This is a genomic window from Mesorhizobium sp. M7A.F.Ca.CA.004.12.1.1, assembly GCF_003997835.1.
GTDB lineage: Bacteria > Pseudomonadota > Alphaproteobacteria > Rhizobiales > Rhizobiaceae > Mesorhizobium.
In genome coordinates, this window is sequence record NZ_RZRK01000390.1 from 1 (window position 1) to 5,763 (window position 5,763).

At 63.0% G+C, this 5,763-nt stretch carries 7 protein-coding genes; 2 read left to right on the forward strand and 5 right to left on the reverse strand.

Annotated elements, in window-relative coordinates:
- On the forward strand, positions 1-212 hold a 212-nt coding region (locus tag EN984_RS38240), incomplete at its 5' end, for a hypothetical protein (RefSeq protein WP_206517449.1).
- 13 nt (positions 213-225) lie between these two features.
- On the opposite strand, the gene EN984_RS20205 is transcribed toward EN984_RS38240, so the two are convergent.
- Positions 226-795 carry an NADPH-dependent FMN reductase gene (locus EN984_RS20205; RefSeq protein WP_127271840.1) on the reverse strand — a complete coding sequence of 190 codons (570 nt, stop codon included), beginning with the start codon at positions 793-795 and terminating at the stop codon, positions 226-228.
- 205 nt (positions 796-1,000) lie between these two features.
- Here EN984_RS20205 and EN984_RS20210 point away from each other — a divergent pair, with 205 nt between their 5' ends.
- Positions 1,001-2,374: a cytochrome P450 gene (locus EN984_RS20210; protein ID WP_127270315.1), complete on the forward strand. Its 1,374-nt coding sequence runs from the start codon at positions 1,001-1,003 to the stop codon at positions 2,372-2,374.
- A gap of 27 nt (positions 2,375-2,401) precedes the next feature.
- Here the strand turns inward: EN984_RS20210 and EN984_RS20215 are convergent, their stop codons facing one another.
- The 4 genes from EN984_RS20215 to EN984_RS20230 form a co-directional block, all read right to left on the reverse strand.
- Positions 2,402-3,379, reverse strand: coding sequence for a complex I NDUFA9 subunit family protein (locus tag EN984_RS20215; RefSeq protein WP_127270317.1), 978 nt, complete (start codon positions 3,377-3,379; stop codon positions 2,402-2,404).
- A gap of 93 nt (positions 3,380-3,472) precedes the next feature.
- Complete coding sequence (locus EN984_RS20220; protein WP_127270318.1) at positions 3,473-3,925, reverse strand: DoxX family protein; 453 nt, start codon at positions 3,923-3,925, stop codon at positions 3,473-3,475.
- 196 nt (positions 3,926-4,121) lie between these two features.
- The gene (locus EN984_RS20225; RefSeq protein WP_127270320.1) at positions 4,122-4,403 is read right to left on the reverse strand and encodes a hypothetical protein; all 282 of its coding nucleotides are present in this window, start codon (positions 4,401-4,403) and stop codon (positions 4,122-4,124) included.
- A 240-nt stretch (positions 4,404-4,643) separates the two neighbouring features.
- A complete protein-coding gene (locus EN984_RS20230) occupies positions 4,644-5,645 on the reverse strand; it encodes an Ldh family oxidoreductase (RefSeq protein WP_164749058.1) in 1,002 nt (333 codons plus the stop codon).
- Positions 5,646-5,763 lie beyond the last annotated feature (118 nt).

Here is a 5,763-nt window from a genome sequence, read left to right on the forward strand (position 1 = left end):
CCGTCATGGACCGGATTGGCGAGCGGCCGAACCAGGCGGTAGCCGTCCTCGGCTATGATCAAAGCCACGCGTCGCTCAGCCACCGCGGCGGCGGTGCTCATGAGCATCAGCAGCAAGGCAAAAAGCAAGCGCAAGTCGAACCGCCCCCCGGCTTGTCCATTTGCGCGAACATTCCACCTCTTTATCGCATGAGCAAGCAAGGCTTTTGGTGAAAAGCCGCCACTTTCAAGCGCCCCGCAGCGGCTTCAGCGCCTCGCTCCAGCGCAACAGCTCGTCGAGCATGGTTTTGGCTCCGCCCTGCACCTGTTCGCTGGCGTTGAAAGCGCCGTTCTCATCGAGCAGTTTCTGGTACATCGGCAGCGCGACGCCTTCCGAGATCGGCATGACGCCGACCGATGTCAGCAACGGCTTCAGCGCTTGCGCCGCGCGCAGGCCGCCGGAGACGCCGCCATAGCTGAAAATGGCTGCAGGCTTGTACTTCCATTCACGCGAGAGATAATCGACCGCGTTGACGATCGCCGGCGCCACGAAATAATTGTATTCCGGCGCCACGAAGACGAAGGCGTCGGCGGCATCGATCGCTTTCGACCAGGCCTTGGTATGGTCGTTCTTGTAATTGCCGAGCCTTGGATGGTGCGGTTCGTCCAGCACCGGAAGCTTGAACGTATCGATGTCGGTCAGTACCGGCTCGAATTTTCCATGCTCGCGCGCGAACGTCTCCAGCCACTCGGCAAAAACCGGTCCGGCGCGGCCTGGCCGCGTGCTGCCGATGATGATGTTCAACTGGTGCTTCAAGGCGGGCTCCTAGGTCTGGCGGTATCTGTTGGTGACCTACGGCAGGACACGGCCGCGGACAAGGCGGCACCGCCATGGAGGCGGTCACAATCGGCTGAACGGATCGCCTGCTGTGACGCCTCGGGCTGTATATTTGCGCCTGCCGTTCGGTCACATGGACGCCCGCATTGCCAGCCATTACATTGGGGTATCAGCGGAGCAGCCCATGGACATCCAGCCCGCCCCCTTCATTCCCCCGGCGCCGAAGCCGCGCACCACGCCGCCCTCGACGCTGGAGATGATCCGCATCGTCTACCGCAACCCGCTCGAATTGTGGGGTGAGCACACCTACAACGAGCCGTGGATCTCGGCCAGTGGTGTTGGTGGACATCTGATCGTCGCCAATGATCCCGGCCTGATCCGCCATGTGCTGGTCGACAATGCCAGGAACTACAAGATGGCGACGGTGCGTCAGAAGATCCTGCGGCCGATCCTGCGCGATGGCCTGCTGACCGCCGAGGGCGAGGTCTGGAAGCGGTCGCGCAAGGCGATGGCGCCGGTGTTCACGCCGCGCCACATCTTCGGCTTCGCCCAGCCGATGCTGAGACGCACGCTGGACTTCGTCGCCCGCTACGAAGACGGCGGCACGTCCGACATCGCCCATGACATGACGCTGCTCACCTACGACATCCTGGCCGAGACGCTGTTTTCCGGCGAGATATCGGGCGAGCCTGGCAGTTTCGCCAACGAGATCGACCGCCTGTTCGAGACCATGGGTCGCGTCGATCCGCTCGATCTGTTGCGCGCGCCCGACTGGCTGCCGAGGCTGACCCGTATCCGCGGCCGCAAGACCATGGCCTATTTCCGCAAGATCGTCACCGACACTGTCAAGATGCGCGAAGCGAAATTCAAGCGCGACCCCGATGCCGTGCCGCAGGATTTCCTGACGCTGCTGCTCAAGGCCGAGGGACCCGATGGACTGACGCGGGCCGAGGTAGAGGACAACATCATCACCTTCATCGGCGCCGGCCATGAGACGACCGCGCGGGCTCTGGGCTGGACACTGTATTGCCTGGCTGAATCGCCGTGGGAGCGCGACCGGGTCGAGCAGGAGATCGACCAGGTGTTGGCGCGCGAGCCCGATCCGACGAAATGGCTCGATGCCATGCCGTTCACGCGTGCGGCTTTCGACGAAGCGCTCAGGCTGTATCCGCCGGCGCCGTCGATCAACCGCGAGCCGATCGAACCGGAAATGTGGAAGGATCTTCATATCCCCAAGCACGCCGCGGTGCTGGTGATGCCCTGGGTCGTGCATCGCCACAGGAAACTGTGGGACCGGCCGGATGCCTTCCTGCCGGAGCGCTTCCATCCGGGAAATCGCGAAAAGATCGACCGCTTCCAGTATCTGCCGTTTGGCGCGGGTCCGCGCGTCTGCATCGGCGCCAGCTTCGCCATGCAGGAGGCGATCATCGCGCTGGCGATCATGCTGTCGCGCTTCCGCTTCGACACGACAGCCGAAACCAAACCCTGGCCTGTACAGAAACTGACCACGCAGCCGCAAGGCGGTCTGCCGATGCGGGTCACGCCGCGACAGGCATGAGACACAGCTTCAGACGGTTGTGATAAATTAAGCAGCAGGCTTGCGTTGCTGGAACTGGCCGGCGGCGCGGTAGCGCCAGAGATAGCTGGGCAGGATCGTCGCGATCGATTGCGGCTGGATGCCGAGCCCTGCAAGCGTCCTGTTGGTCTTGTTGGCGGCGTCCGAAACGATGTTGTGCTCGCGCAACTGCGTCACCTGGTCCTTGGTCAGCAGCGGATTGGGCAACAGACCGAGGATCGAGGCCTGGATGTTGGCCACCCACCACGGCACCGGCACCAGCAGCCGCTTGCGCTCGATCACGTCGAGCAGCTCTTCCATGCACTGCTTGAAGGTGAGCACCTTCGGTCCACCAAGTTCATAGATCTGGCCGCCATCCACCTTGCCGTCGACCGAGCGCGCCACCGCTTCGGCCACGTCGCCGACATAGACCGGCTGGAACTTGGTCTGGCCGCCGCCGATCAGCGGCAGCACCGGCGAATAGCGCGCCATGTTGGCGAAGCGGTTGAAGAAGCCGTCTTCGGGTCCGAAATTGATCGACGGCCGGAAGATCACGGCGTCCTTGATCGTCTCCAGCACAGCCTTTTCGCCAAGCGCCTTGGTGCGCGCGTAGTCTGATTCGGAGTCCAGATCGGCGCCAAGCGCAGAAATGTGGGTCAGGCCGGCGCCGACCGAGCGTGCGGCCTCGGCCACTGCGCGGGCGCCGAACTCGTGCACGGCGGAGAATTTCTGCCGGCCGCTCTCATGCAGGATGGCGACCAGATTGACGACGTGGTCGGCGCCCTGCACGGCGCGGTCTACCGACCAGCGCACGCGCACATTGGCCTGCACCGGCTGGATCTGGCCGACATTGCCAAGCGGCTGCAAATGGCCGGCAAGATCGGGCCGCCGGCAGGCGACCCGGATGCGATAGCCGCGCTTGGCCAACGCGCGCACGACATGGCGGCCGACAAAGCCTGACCCGCCAAAGACGACGACGAGCTTTGGGGTCTGCAGGATTTCGGTCATGGCTGGCTCCGGCGCTCGCAAGCTTGGCTGAAGCCGTTTCATAATCCGTTTCGTGCCAAAGGCAAAGGGCGACGCGTCGTCGCTATCAGCCTGTCAGAACGCTTTGCCCATACGGGCGTCGACCGAATGGCGGTTGCCGCCGCGAATGACGAAGAAGAGCAGGATCGCCGCCCAAAGCAGCGACTTTTCCGCGCCCGAATAGCCTTGGTCCATCGTGACCCAGTGGAACCAGACCGTGACCAGCAGCACGAACAGGCCGGCAAAGGCGGCCGGCCGCGTCAAAAACCCGATGGCAATGAAGATGCCGCCGAAGAATTCAGTGCAGGCCAGAAGCAACGACCACAACGCGCCCGGATAGAAACCGAGACCCTCGACCATCTCGGCAGCGCCGAAAGGATTGGTGATCTTCTGCGAACCATGGATGGCGAAAAACCCGCCGGCGACGACGCGAAGAACGGTTTCGGCACCATCGTGCAGAGCCGCGTAAAACCTGCCAAGGACCGGGATGACAAGGGCGTTGCGGGGGTTGTCCGTGCTTGCCGACATTATAGCTCCTCTGTTTTGCTCAATCAGCGCAAACGGCCGGTCGGGTCGGCCGAAGTCAAATAAACAAAAGTTGACCAAAACAAGAATGTTTTATTCATTGTGCGTCAAAACGCAGAAAACCCCGCCGAAGCGGGGTTTTCCGGGTGACATCCATGCGAAGTCAGGGGCCGACGGAGCGGCCTGACCTGAGACGGTATCAGGAGGGCGTGAAGCAAGTACGCCCACCCCAGCCCTGAACATCCGACATGGTGCCACCAACCTTCTTGCAGGCGGCGACGAAATCGGCGCTGCAATTGGCGAATTTTGCATGGCCGTTCTTGCAGTAATGGTCTTCGGTGGCGCCGCCGCTCGGGGCGGCGATGACACCCGGGCTGGTCGGCTTGGCCGGCGCGGCCTTCAGGGTGGCTGCCTGTGTGGCACCCATGAACGAGCCGAGCAGAAGGACGGCGGTCAGCATGGTGATCTTGGTGTTGGTCATGACAATTTCCTTTGATTTGGGTTGAGGTTTCCGAGGCGCGAAGGACCGGCCTTCGCGTGATGCAGGCTTTCGATTTCGGTTTGCTGCTTCCCCCGGTGTGGATCGGGCAAGCTCGCCTTGCCCTGGACAAAGCTGGGTCGCAGCAAGGCGCGGAAAGGTTCAGCAGCGCGCAAAGAAAATCGCACCGCGCCGCGCCTGCGGCGGGCAGATTTCAGATAACTATTTGATATAAAAAACTATTCAGGAAGAATAGCGTGCGGCGAATTCGGAAATGCGCTGCACCACCGCCTTGGATGCCGTGATGCCCCGCGCTTGCGCCTTCTCGGCGGCCTCTGCGCGGGCACGACCGGGCACATGCACACCGAAGCGCCGCCGCAGCCGGTCGAGCTGGTCCTTCATCCGCTGCTCGAAATCCGGATCGAGCAGCTTGGGTTCGATAGCAAGCACGAATAGTCCCGTGCCGGGGCTGTCCGGCCCGCCGCTGAACCATGGCGCGTCGAGCGACCAGTTGGCGCCCGACAGGCCCGCCGCCAGCACCTCGACCATCAGCGCGATGTTGGCGCCGCGCTGGCCGCCGAAGGCGAGCATTGCGCCCTTCATGGCGGCGGCGGGATCGGTGGTCGGGTTGCCGCTGGCGTCCAGCGCCCAGCCTTCAGGGATCGTCTTGCCCTCCTCGGCCGCTTTGCGGATGTTGACGAAAGCGGTGGCGCTCGACGACTGGTCGATGACCAGCGGCGCCCCGTCGGCGGCGGGGGCGGCAAACGACATCGGGTTGGTGCAGTAGACTGGCTTGACCGAGCCCGAGCCGGCAAGTACGGCCGGGCCGTTGGTGGCGGCGAACGACACCAGCCCGAGTGTTGCCAGCCTTCCGGTGAAATAGCCGAGCGCGCCGCATGTATAGGCGTTCTTCTGCGAGAAGATGGCGACGCCGAACAGCTTTGCCGCCTTGGCGAGGTCGTCGATAGTGCGGTCGAAGCCGGTATGCGCCAGCCCCCGGCGTGCATCGGAGAGATAGACCGCAAGCGCCGGCCGGGTGATCACCGGGTCGGCATTGCCGTCGATGCGTCCGGCTTCCAGCGCCTCGAGATAGTCGATGAAATGCGACAGACCGACCGAGGAAAGCCCTTCGGCCTCGGCTGATATGATCGAAGCAGTGAGCGATTGTGCCGCTTCCTCATTGGCGCCAGCGCCAAGTGCCGCCATCCGGCACAGTCCTTTTGCCTGGTCGAGACTGAGTTGCATGATGGCAATCCTAGGGGAGTAAGGGAATAGGGGAATAGGGGAATGGTGAGCAGTGAATAGCGAATGGGGATGGAATTGTGAACGTGAATAGTGGCTGGCTACTCCCCTACTCCCCTAC

Excerpts from the sequence above, each read along its gene's own strand:
- EN984_RS20210 (WP_127270315.1), top strand. The coding sequence starts at position 1,001 with ATGGACATCCAGCCCGCCCCCTTCATTCCCCCGGCGCCGAAGCCGCGC.
- EN984_RS20215 (WP_127270317.1), bottom strand. The coding sequence starts at position 3,379 with ATGACCGAAATCCTGCAGACCCCAAAGCTCGTCGTCGTCTTTGGCGGG.
- EN984_RS20220 (WP_127270318.1), bottom strand. The coding sequence starts at position 3,925 with ATGTCGGCAAGCACGGACAACCCCCGCAACGCCCTTGTCATCCCGGTC.
- EN984_RS20225 (WP_127270320.1), bottom strand. The coding sequence starts at position 4,403 with ATGACCAACACCAAGATCACCATGCTGACCGCCGTCCTTCTGCTCGGC.
- EN984_RS20230 (WP_164749058.1), bottom strand. The coding sequence starts at position 5,645 with ATGCAACTCAGTCTCGACCAGGCAAAAGGACTGTGCCGGATGGCGGCA.